We start from the raw sequence: 20,311 nt of genomic DNA on the forward strand, positions 1-20,311 counted from the left end.
GTGGAGACGTTCATCATGTGGTGCGGCACCATCGGTGCCTGGCTGCTGGTGGCGGGACCGCTTTATCAAGGTGCGCTGGAACTGTCCGACGTCGTCGACGACTTCCCGGTCGACGACGAGCCCGACGCGGCGAGCGGTGTCTCGGCGTGGTGGTGGCTGGTCCCGCCGGCCGCGGTGGGGTTGCTGTGGATCCGTGAGCGACGTCTGCGGCGGCTGTGGGAATCGGAGTGGAGCGGGGCCCAACGCGTAGCGTTCCTGCAGTTCGCCGACCGGGCGGTCGGCTGGCTGGTGGTGTCCGCCGGCGCGTTCCTGCTCGCCCTGGAGGTCACGTGGTATCTCACGGTCCGATCGGGTCTGTCGACGCTGACCTTCTGGCTGCTGATCGTGCTGCTGACGACGGCCAGCGTCGTCGCCACGGCCGTCGCGATCAGTCGGCATCAGCAGGGTGCGGCCGCAGCGGGACCGCAAGGTCGGTAGGCGTCGATGCGCTAGTGCCAAGGGGCACTAGGGCGTCCACCAGGGGCGCAGCGGGGTGTTCGGGCGGCTGTCGTCGTCGGTCTTGACGGCGAGCACGTGGTGCAGTTCCACCATCTCCATCTCAAAACCCATCCGGCAGCCGGCCATGTACAGGCCCCACTGGCGGGCCGTGCCTTCGCCCACTTCAGCGACGGCGGCGTCCCAGTTCTCCATCAGGTTCTTGTTCCAGTCGCGCAGCGTCATGGCGTAGTGCTCGCGGAAGTTCTCCTCGTGCAGCACTTCCAGGCCGCCGATGTTCTGCGCCGCGGTGATGATGGTGCCCACCCCGGTCAGCTCACCGTCCGGGAACACGTAGCGGTCGATGAACGGACCCGCTTTGCTGCGCGCACTGTTGACCGGCCGCGTGATGCAATGGTTCAGCAGCAGCCCGCCCGGACGCAGTTTGTCGCGCATGAACTCGAAGTACGACGGGTAGTTCGCGACGCCGATGTGCTCGGTCAAACCGATCGAACTGACCGCGTCGAAGCCGCCTTCGGCCACGTCCCGGTAGTCGCTGTGGCGCACCTCGGCGTATTCGCCGAGGCCCTGTTCGACGATGGTCTGCTGCGCCCACTGCGCCTGCTCGGTCGACAAGGTGACACCCAGGGCGTGCACACCGCGTCGTGCGGCGTACCGCACCATGCCGCCCCAACCGCAGCCGATGTCGAGCAGCCGATCGCCGGGCTGGAGCGCCAGCTTCTCGAAGATCAGCCGGTACTTGTTCTCCTGCGCCTCCTCCAGGGTGGCGTCGCGGTCGCCGTAGACCGCGCACGTGTAGGTCATGGCCGGGCCGAGCACCATCTCGTAGAAATCGTTGGAGACGTCGTAGTGGTAACCGATGGCGTCGGCGTCCCGCCCGCGGCTGTGGCGCAGCCCTTCGGCGATGCGGCGCCACCGTGGCAACGCCTCCTGCTGCGGCGGCGGGATGAGCTTGAAATGCTCCCGGCCCAACGACTTCGCGATCGCAGCCAGCTGCACCGCACTCGGCTTGCTGAACTTCAGGTCGCCGGCCAGCGCCTGCAACGCCCCGTAGGGGTCGCCGGGGTGACTGCCGATGAGGGCGAGGTCGCCCGACACGTAGGCGCGGGCCAGACCGAGCTCGCCGGGCGCGGTCACCAGGTAGGTGGTACCTCGCGGGGTCAGCAGGTCGAGGCCGTACTCCGCGTCCTCCGGTCCCGCGCTGGAACCGTCGTAGGCGGTGAACCGGATCGCCAAATCCTTGCCGAGGAGAGTGGAGAAGATCTGTGCCAGGTTCATGCGCGCTTCACTGCTTTCTCGTAGAGACTCAGCAGCCGTCCGCGGGGATCGTACTTGTCCTTGAGCGTTCGGTAGGCCGTTGAGCCGTACAGTCGATCGAACTCCTCCTCCGGGTAGAACGACTCGGAGTAGAGAGATTTGTGGCCGCCCAACTCGCTGACCTTGAGCTCGATGCGGCGGTTGGCGTATCCGGGCTCGCCGGGCGTCACCGGCACACCCGACCAGAATCCGACGTTGGTGTAGGCGTGCCCCCGTTGCAGCGGGTACAGCGACCACGGCTGGTCCGGATCGGTGACGGCCTCTGCGGCCGGCGCCTCGTCGTCGAAGGCCAGCTTCAACGGGCACAGCCACACCGGTTCGATCGGGATCTCGTCGAGGAACCAGTTGATGAAGTCGGCGGTGCGTTCGATGGGGACTTCGATGTCCTGCACCACGCGTTCGCTGGGCGGCTCGCCCTTGCGTGCGTTGAGCTTGTCGCCGATGTTCCAGCGGTGGTCGTAGCCGATGAGCTTCCAGTAGAAGCTCGAACGCAGGTAGCGCTTGGGCCAGAACCGGCGGATCCGCGGGTTCTGGGCGCCGAACGCGCGCGAGCACCAGAACCAGTCGGTGTCCCAGCGCCAGAGGTAGTCGCTGATGGTGAGACGGTCCCGTTTGGGCTCGTCGACGTCGTCGTGCTGGATGGACCGGTAGAAGATCTGGTCGTCGGTGTAGTCGCTCACCGGTCCGGGTTCGTCGGTCTGCCGCCCCAGCACCAGGTAACACTCGTCCCGGGCGAAGACGACGCCGTCGAGGTAGTCGACACGTTCGCCGCGGTAGTCGTGCGAGTCGACGATGGTGATCATCGCGGCCTGCAGGTCCTCGATCGACCGGAATCGCACGTGCCGCAGTTCCACGTAGGGCGGGACCGGTTCCAGGTCGATTTCCAGGCGCACCGAATAGCCGAGGGTGCCGTACGAGTTGGGGAAGCCGTAGAACAGGTCGGCATGTTCGTTGTCCGGCCGTGCGACGACGAGATCGCCTGTGGCACTGAGGATTTCCATCTCGCGCACCGACTCGTGGGGGAGTCCGTTGCGGAACGACGTGCTCTCGATGCCCAGGCCGGTCACCGCGCCGCCGAGGGTGATGGTCTTGAGCTGCGGAACCACCTTCGGGGCCAGCCCGTACGGCAGCGTCGCGGCCACCAGATCCTCGTAGGTGGTCATCCCGGCCACCTGCGCCGTGCGGGTGACGGGATCCACCGAGATCACGCGCTGCAAGCCGGAGACGTCGAGGCCGGGCGCCGAGGTCTCGGCGCGTTTGCGGAACAGGTTCGACGTCTTCTTCGCCAGGCGGACGCCCGCCCCGTCCGGGATCGCGCGGTAGCTCGTCAGCAGGCGTTTCACTCCCCGGTCGAATGCCGCAGTGCCGTACTCGAGTCGCGCAGAAGTCACCCGACCACCGTAGCGCGCGGCTCGGTACCCTGGAGTCGACCCGGTACTAATCGGGTCATTCCCCTGCTAAGTCGCATTTTCGGGTGCGGCACAAGGAGTTTCCGCCGTGGGCCAGGTTTCTGCCACCTCTTCCATCGACATCGCCGCCACCACCGAGCAGGTGCTTGCCGCGGTGTCCGACTACCAGTCGGTGCGCCCCGAGGTCCTCCCCGCGAACTACCGCGACTACCGCGTCGACGCCGGCGGAACCGGCGCGGGCACCGTGGTGCACTGGATCCTGCAGGCCACCGAGAAGCGTTCGCGCGATGTCCTCGCCGACGTCACCGTCAGCACCGACACGGTCACCGAGACCGACCGTAACTCGACGCTGGTCACCGTTTACCGGGTCCGCCCCGCCGGCGCAGGCACCCGCCTGGAGACCACCACCAGCTGGAAGGGCGCCACCGGCATCGGCGGCGTCTTCGAGCGGACCTTCGCGCCCAAGGGCCTGGCCCGGATTCAGGCCGAGCTGCTCGGAAACCTCAAGCGCCATTTGGAAAGCTGAACCGCTGAGCCGACGAGGGCGCCGCCGTACCAAACCGTTGCCGCCGCGCAACGGAGTGGATGCGACGCGCGTGGTGCTGCGGCCGGACCTGTGGCCCGGCCGCACGCCCACCGTCGCCGAGGCACTGCTGGCGACGCCCACGCTCGCCGGGCTGTCGCTCGACGAACTGCGCGCCCAGGCCACCGCCGGTGAGGTGGTCGACCTCGACGGCGCCCCCGTCGACCTGGCCGGCCCGGTCCTGCGCGCCACGCCGATCTACCTGTACCGCGGTCTGCCCGCCGAGTTCGACGTGCCCTTCGACCTGCCGATCCTCCATCAGGACCGGTCCCTGCTGGTGGTGGACAAGCCGCATTTCCTCGCGACGATGCCGCGCGGGCAGCACGTGACGCAGACGGCGCTGGTGCGCCTGCGTCGACTGCTGGGCGAGGATCACCTCGCGCCCGCGCACCGTCTGGACCGGCTCACCGCCGGGGTGCTGCTCTTCACGCGCAAGCCCACCGAGCGCGCCGCGTACCAGTCCCTGTTCGCAGATCGCCTGGTGCACAAGGAGTATCGCGCCCTCGCCGCGGCTTCGCGGCCGGAGCTGGCCGAGGGCGTGCGCATCGAGAATCGCATCGAGAAGACCTCCGGTGACCTGCGTGCGCGAGTGGTCGACGGCCCGGTGAACGCGATCAGCGAGATCACTCTGCTGCGTGTGCGCGACGACGGTTTGGGCGAGTACCGCCTGCTCCCGCACACCGGCCGCACTCACCAGTTGCGCCTGCACATGGCGGGTCTGGGCGTGCCGATCCTCGGCGACCCGCTCTACCCCGACGTCGATCCGGAGCTGGCTTCGGCGCCCGAGCGCGGCGACTTCTCACGGCCACTCCACCTGATCGCGTCGTCGCTCCGGTTCGTCGATCCGATCACCGGCGCGCAGCGGCACTTCACCTCCGACCGGCGCTGACTACGGTGGCGGACATGGCGATCATCGGTTCCTACGAGCACCACCCGGACTTGGGCTGCGAGGCCGTGGTGTTCCTGGACTCCGAGTCCGACGCCTGCTTCCAGATCCAGCGAGACCTGCCGGGTGGGCGCCGCCCGGACGAGCACTGTGTCACCACCGGGGCGAGTGCCCCGGTCTACGGCGGGGTGACGCAGTGGCGGCGCGTCGAGGACCGCTTCGAGTTCGCGCTCAACCGCCGGGCCACGGCGCTGTTCGCCGACGACGTGCTGTCGTTCGAGGTGGAAGCCGCCGCCGGTCAGACCGTCGACGAACTGGCGGCGCAGCTCACCCGGATTCTCGGCTGACCTAACCTGGCAGCATGACCGAGGCCTTCGACCCCCAGCAGCTGCAGGAACGACTCGTCGCCGTGCAGCAGGAGATCATGTCCGCCGAACTGACCGGCCGCAGCAGCGGCGGGGAGGTCACCGTGATCGGCGACGGCGTCGGCAACGTCGCCGCCGTCCGCATCGATCCCGCGCTCGATCGCGACGACCTCGACGGCCTGCAGAACCACATCGTCGACGCGCTCGCCGACCTCGCGCAGCGTCGGGCCGGGCTGGTGGAGCAGAAGATGACCGGGCACTCCAGCGGTTTCGCCGAGCCGGACTTCGGCTTCGGCGGCGACGGGTCCGTCCCGCGGACCCCGGACGGCCTCATCGACCTCGGCTGACACGCGTCGGCTCGGCGCGCGGACCGTCGTCGGTCCCAGCGACTACTCTGGAGGGCGTGACTGACGCATTCGATCCCAGCGCCCTCCTCGGTGGCGGCGGCGAGAACCCGATGGCAGGCCTGCTCGCCCAGGCACAGGAGATGCAGGCCAAGCTGTTGGCCGCACAGCAGGAGATCGCGGCCGCGGTCGTGACCGGACAGGCTGGAAACGGCCTGGTCACGGTGACCGGTAACGGCACCGGCGACGTGACCGGGGTGAACATCTCGCCCGAGGTGGTCGACCCGGAAGACGTCGAGACCCTGCAGGACCTGCTCCTCGGTGCGCTCGCCGACCTCGCGACGAAGCGGGACGCGCTGTCGTCGGAGATGCTCGGCCCGCTGGCCGGCGGCATGCCCGGCCTGGGCTGAAGCGCCACCGGCTGAACCACCACTGTTGAAGGGGCCTGATGTACGAGGGGCCGATCCAGGTACTGATCGACCAGCTGGCGAAACTGCCCGGGCTGGGGCCGAAGGGCGCCCAGCGCATCGCGTTCGCGCTGCTGGCCGGCGACAAGAGCGAGATCGACCGGCTGGTCGCCGCGCTCGGCGAGGTCCGCGACAACGTCGCCTTCTGCGCCGAGTGCGGCAACATCGCCGCCGCGCGACTCTGCCGCATCTGCAGTGACGCACGGCGGGACGCGACCAAGATCTGTGTCGTCGAAGAGCCGAAGGACATCTACGCGATCGAGCGGACCAAGGAGTTCGACGGCCGCTACCACGTGCTCGGCGGCGCCCTGGATCCGCTGTCGGGCATCGGTCCCGACCAGTTGCGGATCCGCGAACTCCTGCAGCGACTGGCCAACCAGCCCGACGGCGTCGACGTCAGCGAGATCATCATCGCGACCGACCCGAACACCGAGGGCGAGGCGACGGCGACCTATCTGCTGCGCATGCTCAAGGACTTCCCGGGGCTGTCGATGACCCGCCTGGCCTCCGGGCTGCCGATGGGCAGCGACCTGGAGTTCGCCGACGAGCTCACGCTCGGCCGGGCACTGTCCGGGCGCCGTATCCTCGCGTAGCCTGAAGCCCGTGTCGAAGAGTCGTACCCATGGCTGACGGCGGGACGAGTGACCTGGTCGCCGCCGCGCACCGGATCGCCGACACCGGCGATGTGGCCAGCGGTATCGTCGCGATCGACGGCCCGTCGGGTGCCGGCAAGAGCACCTTCGCAGACGCTCTGGTCGCCGGCCTCGCCGACCGCGGTCGTCCCGCGGTCCTGATCCGCACCGACGACTACGCCACCTGGGACGACCCCGCCTCGTGGTGGCCCGAGCTGGAACGCGACGTCATCGCACCCTTCCGCCGCAACCATGACGTCGCCTACCGTCCGCGCGTCTGGATCGACGGCGTGCCGCGTCTGGGACCGGTGCAACTGGTCCGCTGGGCGCCGCTGCTGATCGTGGAAGGCGTCACCGCGGCCCGCTCGGCCATCGCCGATCGGCTCGACCGCGCCTTCTGGATCGACGGTCCCGACAGCGCCGCCCGGCTGTCCCGCGCGGTCGGCCGCGACGGCGAGGAGTCCCGACCGCTGCTCGCTGCGTGGCAGCGCTTCGAAGAGGGCTGGTTCGCCGTCGACGGGACGCGCGATCGCTGCGACCTGGTGCTCCGGTAGCACGAGAACCCGCTTGAAGCCCGTACCGGCGGGTGCCCGCTCGTTTGCTCCCGTAAGCTGTTGCGAGATTCTGAGGGGGAAGTTTGGGGCATATGTTCCGAAATCGATCGGTGTGCGGTGGTGCACCGTGAAATCGAAAGCACTGCTGAGCACCAACGTGCTGCTGGCGATCGCCGGGGTTCTCACCGTCGTCGTCGCGGTGGTGGCGTTCCTGGTTGTCCGTAGCGTCGATTCCGACGAAGCGAAAACAGCGGCACCGTCGACCTCGTCGACCGGCGACGATACCCCGGCGGCAGCCGGGTCGCCGAGTGCGAACGAGGACCCCGCGCCGGCTGGGCCCGTACCCGGTGCGCCGGCTGAGGCCGGCGGTCCGGTCCCGTCCGGGGCCACTCAGATCAGCACCATCAAGAAGCCGCGATACGGGTCGCCGGTGGCCGTGTTCAAGGTCCCGTCCGGAAACATCGGCTGCGGGATCGAGAGCACCGGCTTGCAGTGCCGGGTGTCCAGCTACAACAAGGACAAGCCGTACGGGCTCGACCGGCAGGGCGGCGCTATCGACACCATCACCATCAAAGGCGGCGTCGCAGACATGTCGTACCACGGTAGCGATGTTCCGCCCTGGGCTGTCGGGGCGTATGGGGCCGACGATCGACTTACTCCGCAAGTGGTCGGCTACGGCCAGACCGTGTACTACGGGCAATACGTGTGTCACTCGGCCGAGGTAGGTCTGACCTGCTGGGACAGCACCTCGGGTGCCGGGGCATTCATGGCGCGGGAGCGCACCGAACTGTTCACCGCCGCCCCCGCGTCGTCGACCGGCGCCCACAAGTGCAGCTCGATGACGGGGGAGCAGGCGGTGGCTGCGAACGTCGCGAAGGTCCCGAGGTTCCGAGGCTGGGCGTGGGACCCCCGTCATGCGAGCGTCGAGAACTACGACTCGTGTCTGGCGCTGTCGTGGATCGTACTGCCGATCGAGGGCCCGACAGCGTCGTCGCCGTTCCAGCTCATGCTGTTTCACAACGGTGAGTACATCGGAACCGCGACCGAACGCGCACACGGCTTCGCGCCGAAGGTGACGCGCGTCGACGATTCGACGATCGACGTGGTGTGGACCTGGAAGCGGCCAGGCGAGACCACCGCCGGTGCCACCGGTCGGTCGACGGCTCAATTCCACTGGGATCAGGCGGCCGACAAAGTGGTCATGACCGGCGAAGAACCGGCCTGAGACCGCGCCGATGGGCGGCCGTCGCGAGTTCACCGTCATATAGCGGGCCACCGTGGTCAATATGACCAAGGTGACCCGCTATATGTCAGTGACCGGGAAAATCAGCGGGCGGCGGCGAGGCGTTCGCGGCGCAGCCGGTCCACCTCGGGCAGTTCCAGCGGTGCAAGGGGGGCGCCGGTCGCCTGTGCCAGGAGGTAGTCGGCCAACTCGGGGTTCCGGGCCAAGAGCGGACCGTGCATGTAGGTGCCGAGAACGCTGCCCTGCACGACGCCCTCGACGCCGCCGCCGAGAGCATTGCCGGTGCCGTGGCGTACGGTGCCGAGCGGACGTGCATCGGCGCCCAAAGATGTTGCGCCGCGGTGGTTCTCGAAGCCGGTCAGCGGCTGGGTGAGGCCGTCGACCAGCGGGGCGGTGACCAGCTCGCCGATGGCGCGCTCGGCCATCGGGGACGTGGTGGCGTCGAAGAGCCCGACGCCGTCGACGCGTTCGCCCGCGGCGGTCTCGTACCAGTGGCCCAGCACCTGGATCGCCGCACAGATGGCGAGCACCGGACGACCGGCCGCGGCGGCGCGCTGCATGCCCGCGTGCTTGGTCAGATGGCGCGTGGCCAGCCGCTGCGCAAAGTCCTCGGCACCGCCGAGGGTGTACACGTCCAGCGAGTCGGGGACGTCGTCGTCGAGGGTGATCTGAACGATCTCGGCCTCGATGCCACGCATCCGGGCGCGTTGCCGGAGCACCAGTGCGTTGCCGCCGTCGCCGTAGGTGCCCATCACGTCGGGCAGCACCAGGCCGATGCGCAGGGTGGATTCACTCATCTGTCGTCCTTTGCCGGGGTGGACGGGAGGGGCGTGGCACCGGCGCGTTCCAGGGCGACGCCGAGGTCGCGGAAGGCCGTGTAGTTGGCGAGCACTTCCACCCGGCCCGGCGGGCAGGAGGCGATGGCCTTGAACGGATCGTCGATCACCACGTGCTCGGCGCCCGCGTAGAGCAGCCGCACGCTCAGGTCGGCGGCCCGTTCGCCGGAGGCGATGACCTTCATGGTCTCGAAGGCTTCGAAGCGGACGTCCCACAGCCACGACAGGTCTTCGCCGTCGGGAACCTGCCCGTTGACGGCGATCACCAGGGAGTCGGCCTCGGTGTCGATCATCGACAGCGCCTCCTGCCAGCCGGCCGGATTCTTGGCGAGCAGGGTGCGGACCCGGTGCTGCCCCAGCTGTACGGAGCCGTAGCGACCGGCCACCTCGCCGACGGTGCCGACGGCAGCGGTCGCGGCGGCCGGATCTGCGCCCATCGCGACGGCGGCGGCGACCGCTTGGGCGGCGTTGCCGCGATTCGCACGGCCCGGCACCGCCAGGGTCATCGGCGCCTGAAAACCGTTGGGACCGTAGAGGTTCTCGTCGTCGTACCACCAGTCCGGAGCGGGCCTGCGGAACTCGGCGTCCCCGGTGGAGTACCAGTCGTCGCCGCGACGCACGATCGGTTCGCCGGTGCGCGGGCAGCTCACCGAGTCGCCCACCCAGCCGGCGCCGGCGGCCACCCAGATCACGGAGGGCGCGTTGAACGCCGCGGAGGTCACCAGAACGTCGTCGCAGTTGGCCACGACGACGGTCTTCGGATGGCGGTCGATACCTGTGCGCAGGCGGCGTTCGATGGCGTTGATCTCACCGACCCGATCGAGCTGGTCGCGAGAGAGGTTCAGCAGGATCAGCACCTGCGGATCGGTGGCGTCACTGACGTGCGGGACGTGCAGCTCGTCCACTTCGAGTGCAGCGATCGGGGCGGTCCGGGCCAGGGACAGGGTGGCGATGATCCCGGCATCCATGTTGGCGCCGTCGGGCTGCGTCGCCACGTCGCCGAGATCGGTGAGCGCGGCCGCGGCCATGCGCGTGGTGGTCGACTTCCCGTTGGTGCCGGTGATCAGCATCGTGCGCTTGCCTGCGGCGAGGCGGGACATGATCTGCGGGTCGATCTTCTCGGCGACGAGGCCGCCGATCATCGAGCCCTTGCCGCGGCCGGCGGCGCGCGAAGCCCAGCGTGCGGAGGCGGCCGCGGCGAGGGCGGCCCGGGTGCGAAGTGGCAGGCGCATACGCAGAAGTCTAGGGCCCGGGGTCCGGCGGTGCTGTCGGCAGCCGCCCCGGACCGCGGTGATAGCGTCGGCGCTGTGAGCCATGCAACAGTCGTCCACCTTTCCGCTTCCGACCGCGTGCAGCGCGGCCTGTTCCGAGCCGCCGGGCGGATTCCTGCCTCGGTGCTCGGCCTGGCGAGTCGGGTCACCCAGGTCAACTCCGCTGGGGAGCGGCTGGCTCCGGAGATGGCGCTGGTGGCGTTGGTGACCAGCAAGGTGCCCGGGATGGCGATGACCGGCCCGCCGCCGGTCGCGGCGCGCAAGAACATGGATGCGTCGGCGGCGTCGTTGGCCGAGACGTTCCCGCCCTTCGCGGTGGAAGAGGACCTGGCCTTCGACGGCCCCGGCGGACGGCTCGAGGCCACCCGCTATCGCGCCGAGCCCGGGGCCGCGCAGGGCCTGATCGTGTACTTCCACGGCGGCGGCTTCGCGCTCGGTTCGCGGCGCAGCCACGACAGTGCGGTCCGCCGCCTCGCGGTGGAATCGGGTGTCGACGTGCTGTCGATCGAGTATCGGCTGGCACCGGAGGACCCGTTCCCGGCCGCGATCGACGATGCGCTCGCCGCCTGGCGCTACGCCGTCGAGCAGGCCCCGACGTGGGGGATCGATCCGACGAACATCGTGGTCGCCGGCGACTCGGCGGGCGGCGCGATGGCGGCAGTGGTGGCCCAGCTGACGCGCGGGGAGGCCGTGGTGCCGAAGCTGCAGCTGCTGATCTACCCGGTCACCGACATGGCCGCCGAGACCGAGTCTCGTCGTGAGTTCAACGAGGGGTACTTCCTCACCGGCGCCGACATGGACTACTACACCGAACGCTATGTGACCGATCCCGCGCAGCTCGCCGACCCTCGTGTGTCCCCGCTGCGCGCCGACGATCTGACCGGCCTGCCGCCGGCCTACGTCGTCGTCGCAGGCTTCGATCCGCTGCGTGACGAGGGCATCGCGTACGCCGAGGCGATGCGCGCGGCCGGGGTGTCGGTGACGCTCGAGCGTGCGGGTTCGATGATTCACGGGTTCGTCAATATGACCCTGATTTCGCCGGACGCACGGGAGTACATGGCGCGCATGGGTGCCGCGGTCGTCGATGCGCTGAGCTGACGCCGAGTCAGCGGTCCCGCATCTTCACCGCCAGGTAGGCGGCCGACAGCACGATGCAGATGGTGAAGGTGCCGATCAGCATCGCGTTGGTCGAGACACCTGACAGTTGATCCAGGAATGATCCGGATTCCTGCGCGTAACTGCTGTAGGTCGGGTCCGAGACCATCGATCGTCCGTACTGCATGAGCGCCAGCACCGTGGCGAACAGTGAGGTCAGGGCGATGCCGAGCAAGATGACTTCGCTGATCAGCGCGGCGGTGCGCTGATTCCGCGACGTGAGCTCGGCCAGTCGTTCGCGGGCTGCGGTTCCTTTCGCTTCAGCGGGTGTGACGACCAGGTCGCTGAACTCCCAGTGGGTGAGGATCTGCGCGATTGCGCTGCGCTCGCCGGGCGAGATCTTCTTGAGGAGCGCCGAGTGCTCCAGGTCGAGCACGCGGAGCCGATTGGCGGACTCGTTGAGCGTTGTGCGCACCGCCGAAACCTCGCGGTGGCGGACATTGTCGTACGAGCGGCCCAGCGCCACGGAGAGTCCCTCGTCGGCGATCTCGGCGGCGGCGTAGATGTACTGGCAGTAGCGCATCGGACGGATCTCTTGGGAATCGAGAAGGGAACTCGATCGGGCCCCGGCGATTCGGTAGACGTACCGCATCCAGGTCGCCACCTGGCTGCGATCGCCGCTGCAGAACTGCGCGATCTCCGCGTCCTCGAGGCCCTGGGCGCCGAGCCATTCGGCGACGGACGTGTGCGGCACCACCTCTGCGTCGAGGATCATCGCGCCGGATGTCCAGCGGGGCGAGAGCTGCGCCGTCGCACTGGTCTTCGCCGGGAGTTTAGCGAGGATGCCCGCATCGAAAGCCAGCGAACTGAGGCTGGCCAACAAGAACTGCACGGTGCCGCCGACGCTCTCGAGAACGCGTTCGTGGATGTCGACCAGGTCACCGTTGAGGGCGGTGAAGTCCGGTTCCTCGATGCGCCACACGCATTCGAGGAGTGCGGTGCCGTGGGGATACACGGACAGTCGTAGGTGTTCGACGATGGTGTCGCCCTCGGAGAACACCGAACTCGGCGGTGTCAGATCGAAGACGGCGACCTCGCTGCGGTGCCGGAAGCCACTGGTCGATTCGGGCTCGAAGTCGCGGTTCTCGGATCCGGCTCGTGGGAAGCGGGCAGCGTCGAGGTTTTTGTTCTTGGGAAACTGGTCGCGGACTTGTCGCCAGCTCGCCTGGTAGTTCGACGGCTGGTACTCACTGCGGCCGAGTTGCTCTCGGTACGGCGTGGCGAAGGGGGATACCGAATAGAAGATCACGAGTCGGCCCCGAACGTCAGGCGGGTGATCGGGGCAACGGCGACCGTCCCTTCGGTGGGACCGGGACCGAACTTGATCAGTGCCTCGCCGTCACCCGGAGTCGGCAAGCCTTTCGGGACGGTGCAGCGGGTCCCCGGTGCGCCCCAAGCGAGGACGGTGACCGCCGTGCCGTCCACGGGCGTGACGACTGCGCCGGCCCCGGTACGGATGAGTGCCGCGCCATCGATGATGCGTGCGGAGTCCAGTCCGCAGTCGCCTCCGCTCGCTTGCGCCGCGAGTAGCGGGTATTTGTCGCCCCTGCGGAAATCTCTGAGGGCGGCATTGATCTTGTCGATGACATCGCTATTGGTCGACTTCGGGAAGATCATATGGAGCGGAGTGGTGTTTGCCACGGTGATTCCGAGTGGTTCGAAATATTTCGGGTCGAGGGTGGCGAATTCGTGAGCGCTTGCGGGGAAGGTTGAAGAATTGAGAATGAACTCGCCCTGTGCGCGGCCCTCGATCACGAAGTCGACCTCTCCGTTCGCGAGCGCCACAAAGGCCTCGTTGGCTGTGAAGTCGGTGTTTCCGAGCCGAATGTTCTGTGCTTTAGTGGCGAATGTCGAGGCGGCGCTAGGCCAATAGTCGTATCCGCTGAGGAAGACGGTGCTCATGGATTTCAGGTCCTCGGCCGTCAAGCGCTGCGCATCGATATGGTCGCGACGATAGAAGACCACGTACTCGACCGAGAAGAAAGGATCCGAGAATCGGTACTTCTCATCGCGCTCGGCGCTCTTCACGATCGGGAAGGCGGTGAATGCTTCGTTGTTCGCCACCCGGCTGTAGGCGATTTCCCAGTTGGTGAACTTCAGGTCGACATCGTAGCCGGCCGCGCCCAGCGTCGACTTGACCAATTCTCCGGCCGGCCCGCCGTTGTCGGCGTTCGTGAGAGTGGTCGGCCCCCACTGCTCGGTCAGTGCAATCACGCGTCGCGCGGGAAACAGTGCCTCCATGTTTACCCGGGTGATCACCACCAGGCCGATCACCAGTAGCGCCACGATGGGTAGTATGATCGCAATGCGCTTCGCGCGGTCTTTTTCGCGTAGCTCGGCCAGAGTGGGGATTCGTAGCGGAGCCGATGTGTCTGACACGATCGGAATGTACTGTCGGGGGAGGATGGATGTCAATTCAATGGCGTTCATCCCGATGGGTCTCGGGTAGGTGAGCGCCACCCGATTCCGATATGCGGGTGACGGTATGTCGGCGCTCTTTCTCATCGGTGTGGTGGTCCAGTATTTCGGCTACTCGCTCGCGGTCATGTTGGCCGACAGCACACCGATGTGGCTGATCGGCTCCGCCCGTGCATTCTTCTCCGGACTGATCTTTCTCGCTGTCGGACTGGTCCTCGCGCGTCGATCGGCGCGGATGTCGCGCGAGGGGCTGCTGTTGGGGATCGTTGCGTCGGTGATGAACATCGCGTCCTTCGGGGCCGCGGGAACCTTGCCCCTGGGTGTTGCCACCGCCCTCGAGTTCGTGGGGCCGATCGCCCTGGCTGCAGTGGCTGCACGGTCCGCGCGATCGGCGATCATGGTGATGTCCGGACTGGCCGGAGTGGTGGTGCTGTATCTCCGCGTGGGCGTTCCGCAGTTCGCAGACACCGCCGGGCTCGGTCTGCTGCTGGCCCTCGCCTCAGCGGCGCTCTGGGCCACCTATATCCGGCTCGGCCACTCGACGGAATCGGTGCAAGAACGCCTCGTCGGGTTCGGCATCGGTCTGGCACTCGGTGGGGTGAGTACCGGGTTGATCGCGTCCGGGGTCGGCGATGCGTCTCCCTGGACCACGATGACGCTCTCGACGTGGGGACAGTTGGTGGGCATCGCGGTGCTGGCCAGCGTCGTGCCCTACGTGATCGACCTCCTGTGCTTGAAGGTGATGTCGCCGCACACCTTCGCGATCCTCACGGTGACCCTCCCGGCCGTGGCCGCGCTGCTGGGTTGGTTGATTCTCGGACAGACACTCGGGTGGTGGGGGCTGCTCGGGCTCTGTCTGGTGGTGGTGAGCCTGCTGTTGCTGCGCACGGGTGACGGCGCCACCAGCAGTCAGGGCAGCGAGAGATAGACGGCGGTCTCGAGGTCGAGGTAGGCCGACAGCGCGCCGGGGTCGCCGAACGGCAGGATCTGGCTGCCCCAGATACCGGCCACGTCGGCGGAGCGGTCGATCCAGAAGTACAGGTTCGCCAGGCCCGCCCAGCCCAGTGAGCCGGCGCTGCGACCGGTGGGCGCGGAGTCGTCGTTGACCATGAACGAGTACGCCCAAGACTTGCTGAGCCCGGGGAAGAACTCGGTGCTGCGGGCCAGCGCCGGGGACGACGTGGCGAGCGGACCCACTTTCAGTTCGCCCAGCCCGTTCGCGGCGGCCGCCGCGACGGTCTCCGGGCGCAGCACCCGGCCGTGCTCGCCGTCGCCGTCGCGCAGCCACATTCGGAGGAAGCGCGTGAAGTCGGGCATCGTCGTATAGAGGCCGTGCCCGCCCATCTGGATCTCCGGGTCCTGTGGCAGCACGGCGCGCGTGGGCTTGAGGGTGCCGTCCGGGGTGCGCATGTGCACGGTGGCCCGTCGCTCGGCCATCGACGGCGTCATGGTGAAACCGGTGTCGGCCATCCCCAGCGGTGCGAAGATCCGCTCGGCCATCACCTCGCCGAGCCGGCGGCCGCGTACCGCCTCCACCACCAGCCCGGCCCAGTCCATGCTGGTGCCGTAGTTCCACCGGGTGCCCGGGTCGAAGAGCAGCGGGGTCATCAGCGCGGCCTTGGTGGCGCCGGTGATGTCCGGCTGCCCGGTCTCGGCCAGCAGCCGCCCGTACACCTCGGAGAAGAACGCGTAGCCGAATCCGGCGGTGTGCAGCATCAGCATGCGGGTGGTGATCCGGGTCGACGGCGCCCGCAACACCTGACTGCCGTCGTCGGCGAAGCCCTCGATCACCTGCAGCTCATCGAGCTCGGGTAGGTATTCGGCGGCGGGGGCGTCCAGATCGAGCAGTCCGTCCTCCACACACTGCATCACGGCGGTGCCGGTGACCGCCTTGGTGATTGAGTAGCCGGCGAACACCGTGTCGACGGTCATCGGCGCGTCGTCGCCCACCGAGCGCACCCCGGCCGCGCCCTCGTACAGCGTGCCGTCGGCCCGCGTCACCGCCGCGACCACGCCCGGCACCCGCGCCTGCGGGTCGTCCGTGGTGGTCGCTCGGCGCAGCAGGTCGTCGAGTGCAGCGGTGCGTGCAGACATCAGAAAGCCTCCGGGGTCGGGCGGGGCGCAAGCGCGGTCATCCGCACTGTATCGCCTATCGCCCGACCCTGGAGGCTGTGATCTGCGGGGCGCTGGGGTCCTACGGGGCCCAGGTGCGGGCGCCCTCGGCGGCCGCTTCGACCTCTGCTTCGCCCGCGACGCGGTGCGCGCGGTTCACCGCGGAGACCACGGCGCGCAGGCTGGCGGTGGTGATCGACGACGCGACGCCGACGCCCCACACGGTCTCACCGTTGATCTCGGTCTCCACGTAGCAGGCCGCGTTGGCGTCGCCGCCCGCGGTGAGCGCGTGCTCGTAGTAGTCCAGGATCCGCACGTCGAAGCCGACGGTGCCCAGGGCGTCGACGAACGCGGCCAGCGGGCCGTTGCCCGAACCGGCGATCTCGCGCTCGGTGCCGTCCACCCGGACCACCGCGGTGATCGAGTCCTTGCCGCCGTCCTCCTCCGCGGCGTCGACCTTCTGGCGCATCCGCTCCAGTGGGGTGATCGGCTCCAGGTATTCCTGGGCGAAGACGTCCCACATCTCCTTCGGGTTCACCTCGCCGCCCTCGCCGTCGGTGATCTTCTGGATCTCGCGGCTGAACTCGATCTGCAGACGACGCGGCAGTTCCATACCGTGGTCGGCCTTCATGATGTACGCGACGCCGCCCTTGCCGGACTGGCTGTTCACGCGGATCACGGCCTCGTAGCTGCGGCCGACGTCCTTCGGGTCGATCGGCAGGTACGGCACCTGCCAGACGATGTCCTCGACGTCGGAGTCCTGCGCGTCGGCGTCGATCTTCATCTGATCCAGGCCCTTGTTGATGGCGTCCTGGTGGCTGCCGGAGAAGGCGGTGAAGACCAGGTCGCCGCCGTACGGGTGGCGCTCGGGCACGTTCAGCTGGTTGCAGTACTCCACGGTGCGACGGATCTCGTCGATGTCGGAGAAGTTGATCTGCGGGTCGACGCCGCGGGAGAACATGTTCATGCCCAGCGTCACCAGGCACACGTTGCCGGTGCGTTCGCCGTTGCCGAACAGGCAGCCCTCGATGCGGTCGGCGCCGGCCATGTAGCCCAGCTCGGCCGCCGCGACGCCTTCACCGCGGTCGTTGTGCGGGTGCAGGCTCAGGATGATCGAGTCGCGACGGGCCAGGTTGCGGCTCATCCACTCGATCGAGTCGGCGTAGACGTTCGGGGTGGTCATCTCCACCGTCGCCGGCAGATTGATGATCAGCGGCTTGTCCGGGGTCGGAGCGATCACCTCGGAGACGGCGTCGCAGACGTCGCGGGCGTAGCTCAGCTCGGTGCCGGTGTAGCTCTCCGGGGAGTACTCGTAGCGCCAGTTGGTGTCCGGGTACTGCTTCTCGGTCTGCAGGCACAGCTTCGCGGCGTCGGTGGCGATCTTGGTGATCGCCTCCTGATCGGCACGGAAGACCACGCGGCGCTGCAGGATCGACGTCGAGTTGTAGAAGTGCACGATCACGTTCGGTGCACCGTCGCATGCCTCGAAGGTGCGCTCGATCAGCTCCTGGCGGGCCTGGGTGAGGACCTGAATGGTCACGTCGGACGGGATGGCGCCGTCTTCGATGATCTCGCGGACGAAGTCGAAGTCGGTCTGGCTGGCCGACGGGAAGCCCACCTCGATCTCCTTGTAGCCCATGCGGACCAGCAGATCGAACATGCGGCGCTTGCGGGCCGGGCTCATCGGGTCGATCAGCGCCTGGTTGCCGTCGCGCAGGTCCACGGCGCACCACAGCGGGGCGCGGTCGATGACCTTGTCCGGCCAGGTGCGGTCGGGCAGCGAGATCTGCTCCACCTCGTCGGCGAAGCTGCGGTAGCGATGCGCGGGCATCGTCGAATTGCGCTGCGGGTTGTAGGCGGGCTGGCCGGCCGGGATCGGACCGTTCGGGGTCACGATGCGACTCGGGCCGGAAGCGAATACGTCTGCTGGTGACATGACTGGTCAAGCTCCTATGAGAGAAAGGAAGGGGTTTGACCGGCGCGTCGAAAGGGCCCGCGACGGAGGGCCGGTCGAATCAGACCCCGCCGCGGCATCCGAGAAGAAGAACGCGCTGCACAGGGCCAGTCTACGACAGCGGTTCAGGCACTGCCAAGAAAACGTGGCGCATCCCGCACCGGCGCGGACCGGACGGTTCACTCGAAGGGACGGCCCCACTGCCCGGCGAAGGCGATGTGGTCCAGCGGCAATCGCGTGCGCGGCACGGCATCGCGCTCACGGATCTCCGCGGGCACCGACGTCGGATCGTCGGCGACGCGGCCCACGGCGAGCATGGCGATCGGACGCAGATGTGCCGGGACGCCGAACGTCTCGGCGGCCGCGGTCTTGTCGAAACCGGCCATCGGATGGCCGTTGAAGCCGAGGGCGACGGACTGCACGATCATCTGGCTCAGTGCCAGGCCCGCGTCCAGGGCGCCGTACTCGTGCTTCATCACGTCGTCGGGCTCGTTGGTGGTGCACACGAGGATGAGGGCGGCTGCGGCCGGTGCCCAAGTGCGGTTGCCGCGCTTCATGACGGCGGTGAGCGCCTCGAAGGTCTCGTCCCCGCGACGTCCGACGACGAAGCGCACCGGCGCGAGGCCGCCCCACGTGGGGGCCCAGCGACCTGCTTCGAGGATGGCGGTGAGGTCGTCGTCGTCGATGACGGCGGTGGGGTCGTATCCGCGCGCGCTCCACCGCTCCGCGATCAGCGGGTGCACGTCGACGCGGGTGCTGGTTTCGGGCATGCCTCCACGGTAGGGGAGGAGAGACTCAGTGGCGCTCGCGCATGACGAAGGCCACGACGACGCTGAGGATCGCCAAGGCCAGGCCGCCGGCCAGCGCGGCCGCGTGCATGCCGTCGACGAAGGCCTGCTTGGCGACGAGTTCCAGCTCCGAGCCGGCGGCGCCGTCGGCCAGGTCCAGGGTGGCGCCGAGCGAGTCGGCGAATCGGCCGTCGCCCCGGGACAGGAACACCGCGGTGGCGAGTGACCCGAACAGCGCCAGGCCGAGCGCCGTGCCGAGCTCGAAACTGGTCTCCGAGATGCCGGAGGCGGCACCGGCGTGCTGGGGCGGCACCGACCCGACGACGGCGTCGGTGACCAAGGCGAACTGCAAGCCGTAGCCGACACCGGTCACCGCGGTCAGGGCCAGGAACACCCACAGGGGGCTGGTCGTGGACAGAGCGAGCAGACCGAGGTTGCCAGCGGCGGCCAGCGCGACGGCCAGGCTCAACGCGCGGCGGACCCCCACCCACCGCGCCACGCGGGAGGCGCCGATCGAGAACGTCGCGACGGTCACCGCCATCGGCAGGCCGGCCAGCGCAGCGTCGAGGACGTCGAAGTCGCGCACCGACTGCAGGTAGACGTTGATCAGGTACGACATCCCGCCCTGCGCCATCATGCCGACGAGGGCCACGGCGATACACGCGCTGAAGGTGGCGTTGGCGAACAGCTGCAGATTCACCAGCGGGGCCGGAGCGCGTTTCTGGTGCATGAAGAAGGCGGCCAACAGTGCGATGCCGGCCAGGCCGAGGAGGACGTTGCCCAGCGAGATGCCGTGTGCGGCGGCCGATTTCACCGCGTAGACCAGTGGCAGGATGCCGAGCAGCGACAGCACCACGCCGAGGACGTCGAACGGATGGGTGGCCTTCATGCGGTACTCGGGGAGCACGAACGGGCCGAGCAGGAACAGCGCGGCGAGCACCGGGATGTTGATCAGGAAGACCACGCCCCACCAGTAGTGGTGCAGCAGGGCGCCGCCGACCACCGGCCCGATCGCGGCGCCGCCGGCGAAGGCCGCCGTCCAGATGCCGATGGCGTGCGCTCGGACCTCGTCGCGCGGGAACATGTTCGCGATCAAGGCCAGACTCGCGGGCAGCAGGGTAGCGCCGCCCAGCCCCATGAAGGCGCGGGCCGCGATCAACGCGCCGGCCGACGGGGCGAACGCCGCGGCCACGGAGGCCACGCCGAACACTGCCGCGCCGGCCAGCAGGATGCGTCGTCGCCCGATCCGATCGCCCAGGTTGCCCATGGTGATCAGCAGGCCGGCGATCAGGAAGCCGTAGACGTCGAGGATCCACAGTTCCTGCGTGGCGTTCGGCTCCAGCGAGCGGGCGATGGTCGGCATGGCGAGATAGAGGACGGAGAAGTCCATCGACACCAGGATCACCGGCAGGGTGAGGACTCCCAGTCCCACCCAGGCCCGACGTTCGCTGATCCCGGTGGACATCGGTGCAGGCTCCTGGA

General features: G+C 68.4%; 21 protein-coding genes. 11 read left to right on the forward strand and 10 right to left on the reverse strand.

What is annotated here, in order from left to right:
* On the forward strand, positions 1-477 hold the full coding sequence (locus MUG78_RS07020; RefSeq protein WP_246993519.1) for a hypothetical protein: 477 nt from the start codon (positions 1-3) through the stop codon (positions 475-477).
* Positions 478-504: 27 nt separating this feature from the next.
* Here MUG78_RS07020 and MUG78_RS07025 read toward each other — a convergent pair whose 3' ends face one another.
* On the reverse strand, positions 505-1,773 hold the full coding sequence (locus tag MUG78_RS07025) for a class I SAM-dependent methyltransferase (protein WP_246993521.1): 1,269 nt from the start codon (positions 1,771-1,773) through the stop codon (positions 505-507).
* Positions 1,770-3,203 (reverse strand): FAD-binding oxidoreductase, encoded by a 1,434-nt coding sequence (locus tag MUG78_RS07030; protein ID WP_246993523.1) that lies wholly within the window; start codon positions 3,201-3,203, stop codon positions 1,770-1,772. The genes MUG78_RS07025 and MUG78_RS07030 overlap by 4 nt, the downstream gene beginning before the upstream one ends.
* Positions 3,204-3,309: 106 nt before the next feature.
* Between MUG78_RS07030 and MUG78_RS07035 the strand changes: the two genes are divergently transcribed.
* The 8 genes from MUG78_RS07035 (at position 3,310) to MUG78_RS18270 (ending at position 8,277) form a co-directional block, all read left to right on the forward strand.
* Entirely contained in the window at positions 3,310-3,747 is a 438-nt protein-coding gene (locus MUG78_RS07035; RefSeq protein WP_246993525.1) for an SRPBCC family protein, read from the forward strand.
* A gap of 37 nt (positions 3,748-3,784) precedes the next feature.
* A complete protein-coding gene (locus MUG78_RS07040) occupies positions 3,785-4,693 on the forward strand; it encodes a pseudouridine synthase (RefSeq protein WP_246993527.1) in 909 nt (302 codons plus the stop codon).
* Between the two features lie 14 nt (positions 4,694-4,707).
* Positions 4,708-5,037 (forward strand): hypothetical protein, encoded by a 330-nt coding sequence (locus MUG78_RS07045; protein ID WP_246993529.1) that lies wholly within the window; start codon positions 4,708-4,710, stop codon positions 5,035-5,037.
* Between the two features lie 14 nt (positions 5,038-5,051).
* The gene (locus MUG78_RS07050; protein ID WP_246993530.1) at positions 5,052-5,402 is read left to right on the forward strand and encodes a YbaB/EbfC family nucleoid-associated protein; all 351 of its coding nucleotides are present in this window, start codon (positions 5,052-5,054) and stop codon (positions 5,400-5,402) included.
* Between the two features lie 56 nt (positions 5,403-5,458).
* On the forward strand, positions 5,459-5,809 hold the full coding sequence (locus MUG78_RS07055; RefSeq protein WP_246993532.1) for a YbaB/EbfC family nucleoid-associated protein: 351 nt from the start codon (positions 5,459-5,461) through the stop codon (positions 5,807-5,809).
* A gap of 38 nt (positions 5,810-5,847) precedes the next feature.
* Positions 5,848-6,459, forward strand: a complete 612-nt coding sequence (recR, locus tag MUG78_RS07060; protein WP_246993534.1) for a recombination mediator RecR — start codon at positions 5,848-5,850, stop codon at positions 6,457-6,459.
* Between the two features lie 29 nt (positions 6,460-6,488).
* The gene (locus MUG78_RS07065; RefSeq protein ID WP_246993536.1) at positions 6,489-7,052 is read left to right on the forward strand and encodes a uridine kinase family protein; all 564 of its coding nucleotides are present in this window, start codon (positions 6,489-6,491) and stop codon (positions 7,050-7,052) included.
* A 127-nt stretch (positions 7,053-7,179) separates the two neighbouring features.
* Entirely contained in the window at positions 7,180-8,277 is a 1,098-nt protein-coding gene (locus MUG78_RS18270; RefSeq protein ID WP_246993538.1) for an LppP/LprE family lipoprotein, read from the forward strand.
* A 101-nt stretch (positions 8,278-8,378) separates the two neighbouring features.
* Here MUG78_RS18270 and MUG78_RS07075 read toward each other — a convergent pair whose 3' ends face one another.
* Complete coding sequence (locus MUG78_RS07075; protein ID WP_246993540.1) at positions 8,379-9,092, reverse strand: type 1 glutamine amidotransferase; 714 nt, start codon at positions 9,090-9,092, stop codon at positions 8,379-8,381.
* Positions 9,089-10,363, reverse strand: a complete 1,275-nt coding sequence (locus MUG78_RS07080) for a MurT ligase domain-containing protein (RefSeq protein WP_246993542.1) — start codon at positions 10,361-10,363, stop codon at positions 9,089-9,091. Before MUG78_RS07080 ends, MUG78_RS07075 begins: the two co-directional genes overlap by 4 nt.
* A 75-nt stretch (positions 10,364-10,438) precedes the next feature.
* Here MUG78_RS07080 and MUG78_RS07085 point away from each other — a divergent pair, with 75 nt between their 5' ends.
* Positions 10,439-11,500: an alpha/beta hydrolase gene (locus tag MUG78_RS07085; protein ID WP_246993544.1), complete on the forward strand. Its 1,062-nt coding sequence runs from the start codon at positions 10,439-10,441 to the stop codon at positions 11,498-11,500.
* A 7-nt stretch (positions 11,501-11,507) separates the two neighbouring features.
* Here MUG78_RS07085 and MUG78_RS07090 read toward each other — a convergent pair whose 3' ends face one another.
* Complete coding sequence (locus MUG78_RS07090; protein WP_246993545.1) at positions 11,508-12,806, reverse strand: hypothetical protein; 1,299 nt, start codon at positions 12,804-12,806, stop codon at positions 11,508-11,510.
* On the reverse strand, positions 12,803-13,987 hold the full coding sequence (locus tag MUG78_RS07095; RefSeq protein ID WP_246993547.1) for a substrate-binding periplasmic protein: 1,185 nt from the start codon (positions 13,985-13,987) through the stop codon (positions 12,803-12,805). The genes MUG78_RS07090 and MUG78_RS07095 overlap by 4 nt, the downstream gene beginning before the upstream one ends.
* Positions 13,988-14,042: 55 nt before the next feature.
* Here MUG78_RS07095 and MUG78_RS07100 point away from each other — a divergent pair, with 55 nt between their 5' ends.
* Positions 14,043-14,903 carry an EamA family transporter gene (locus MUG78_RS07100; protein ID WP_246993549.1) on the forward strand — a complete coding sequence of 287 codons (861 nt, stop codon included), beginning with the start codon at positions 14,043-14,045 and terminating at the stop codon, positions 14,901-14,903.
* Here the strand turns inward: MUG78_RS07100 and acmB are convergent.
* From acmB to MUG78_RS07120, 4 genes are all read right to left on the reverse strand, one after another.
* Positions 14,885-16,069 (reverse strand): methyl acetate hydrolase AcmB, encoded by a 1,185-nt coding sequence (gene acmB, locus MUG78_RS07105; protein ID WP_246993551.1) that lies wholly within the window; start codon positions 16,067-16,069, stop codon positions 14,885-14,887. The genes MUG78_RS07100 and acmB overlap by 19 nt on opposite strands.
* Before the next feature lie 100 nt (positions 16,070-16,169).
* Entirely contained in the window at positions 16,170-18,023 is a 1,854-nt protein-coding gene (leuA, locus tag MUG78_RS07110) for a 2-isopropylmalate synthase (RefSeq protein ID WP_246993553.1), read from the reverse strand.
* A 197-nt stretch (positions 18,024-18,220) separates the two neighbouring features.
* Positions 18,221-18,784, reverse strand: coding sequence for a nitroreductase family protein (locus MUG78_RS07115; RefSeq protein WP_246996893.1), 564 nt, complete (start codon positions 18,782-18,784; stop codon positions 18,221-18,223).
* Between the two features lie 52 nt (positions 18,785-18,836).
* On the reverse strand, positions 18,837-20,294 hold the full coding sequence (locus tag MUG78_RS07120) for an MFS transporter (protein ID WP_246993555.1): 1,458 nt from the start codon (positions 20,292-20,294) through the stop codon (positions 18,837-18,839).
* Positions 20,295-20,311: the final 17 nt, after the last annotated feature.

The organism is Gordonia alkaliphila (assembly GCF_023017165.1).
Lineage (GTDB): Bacteria > Actinomycetota > Actinomycetes > Mycobacteriales > Mycobacteriaceae > Gordonia > Gordonia alkaliphila.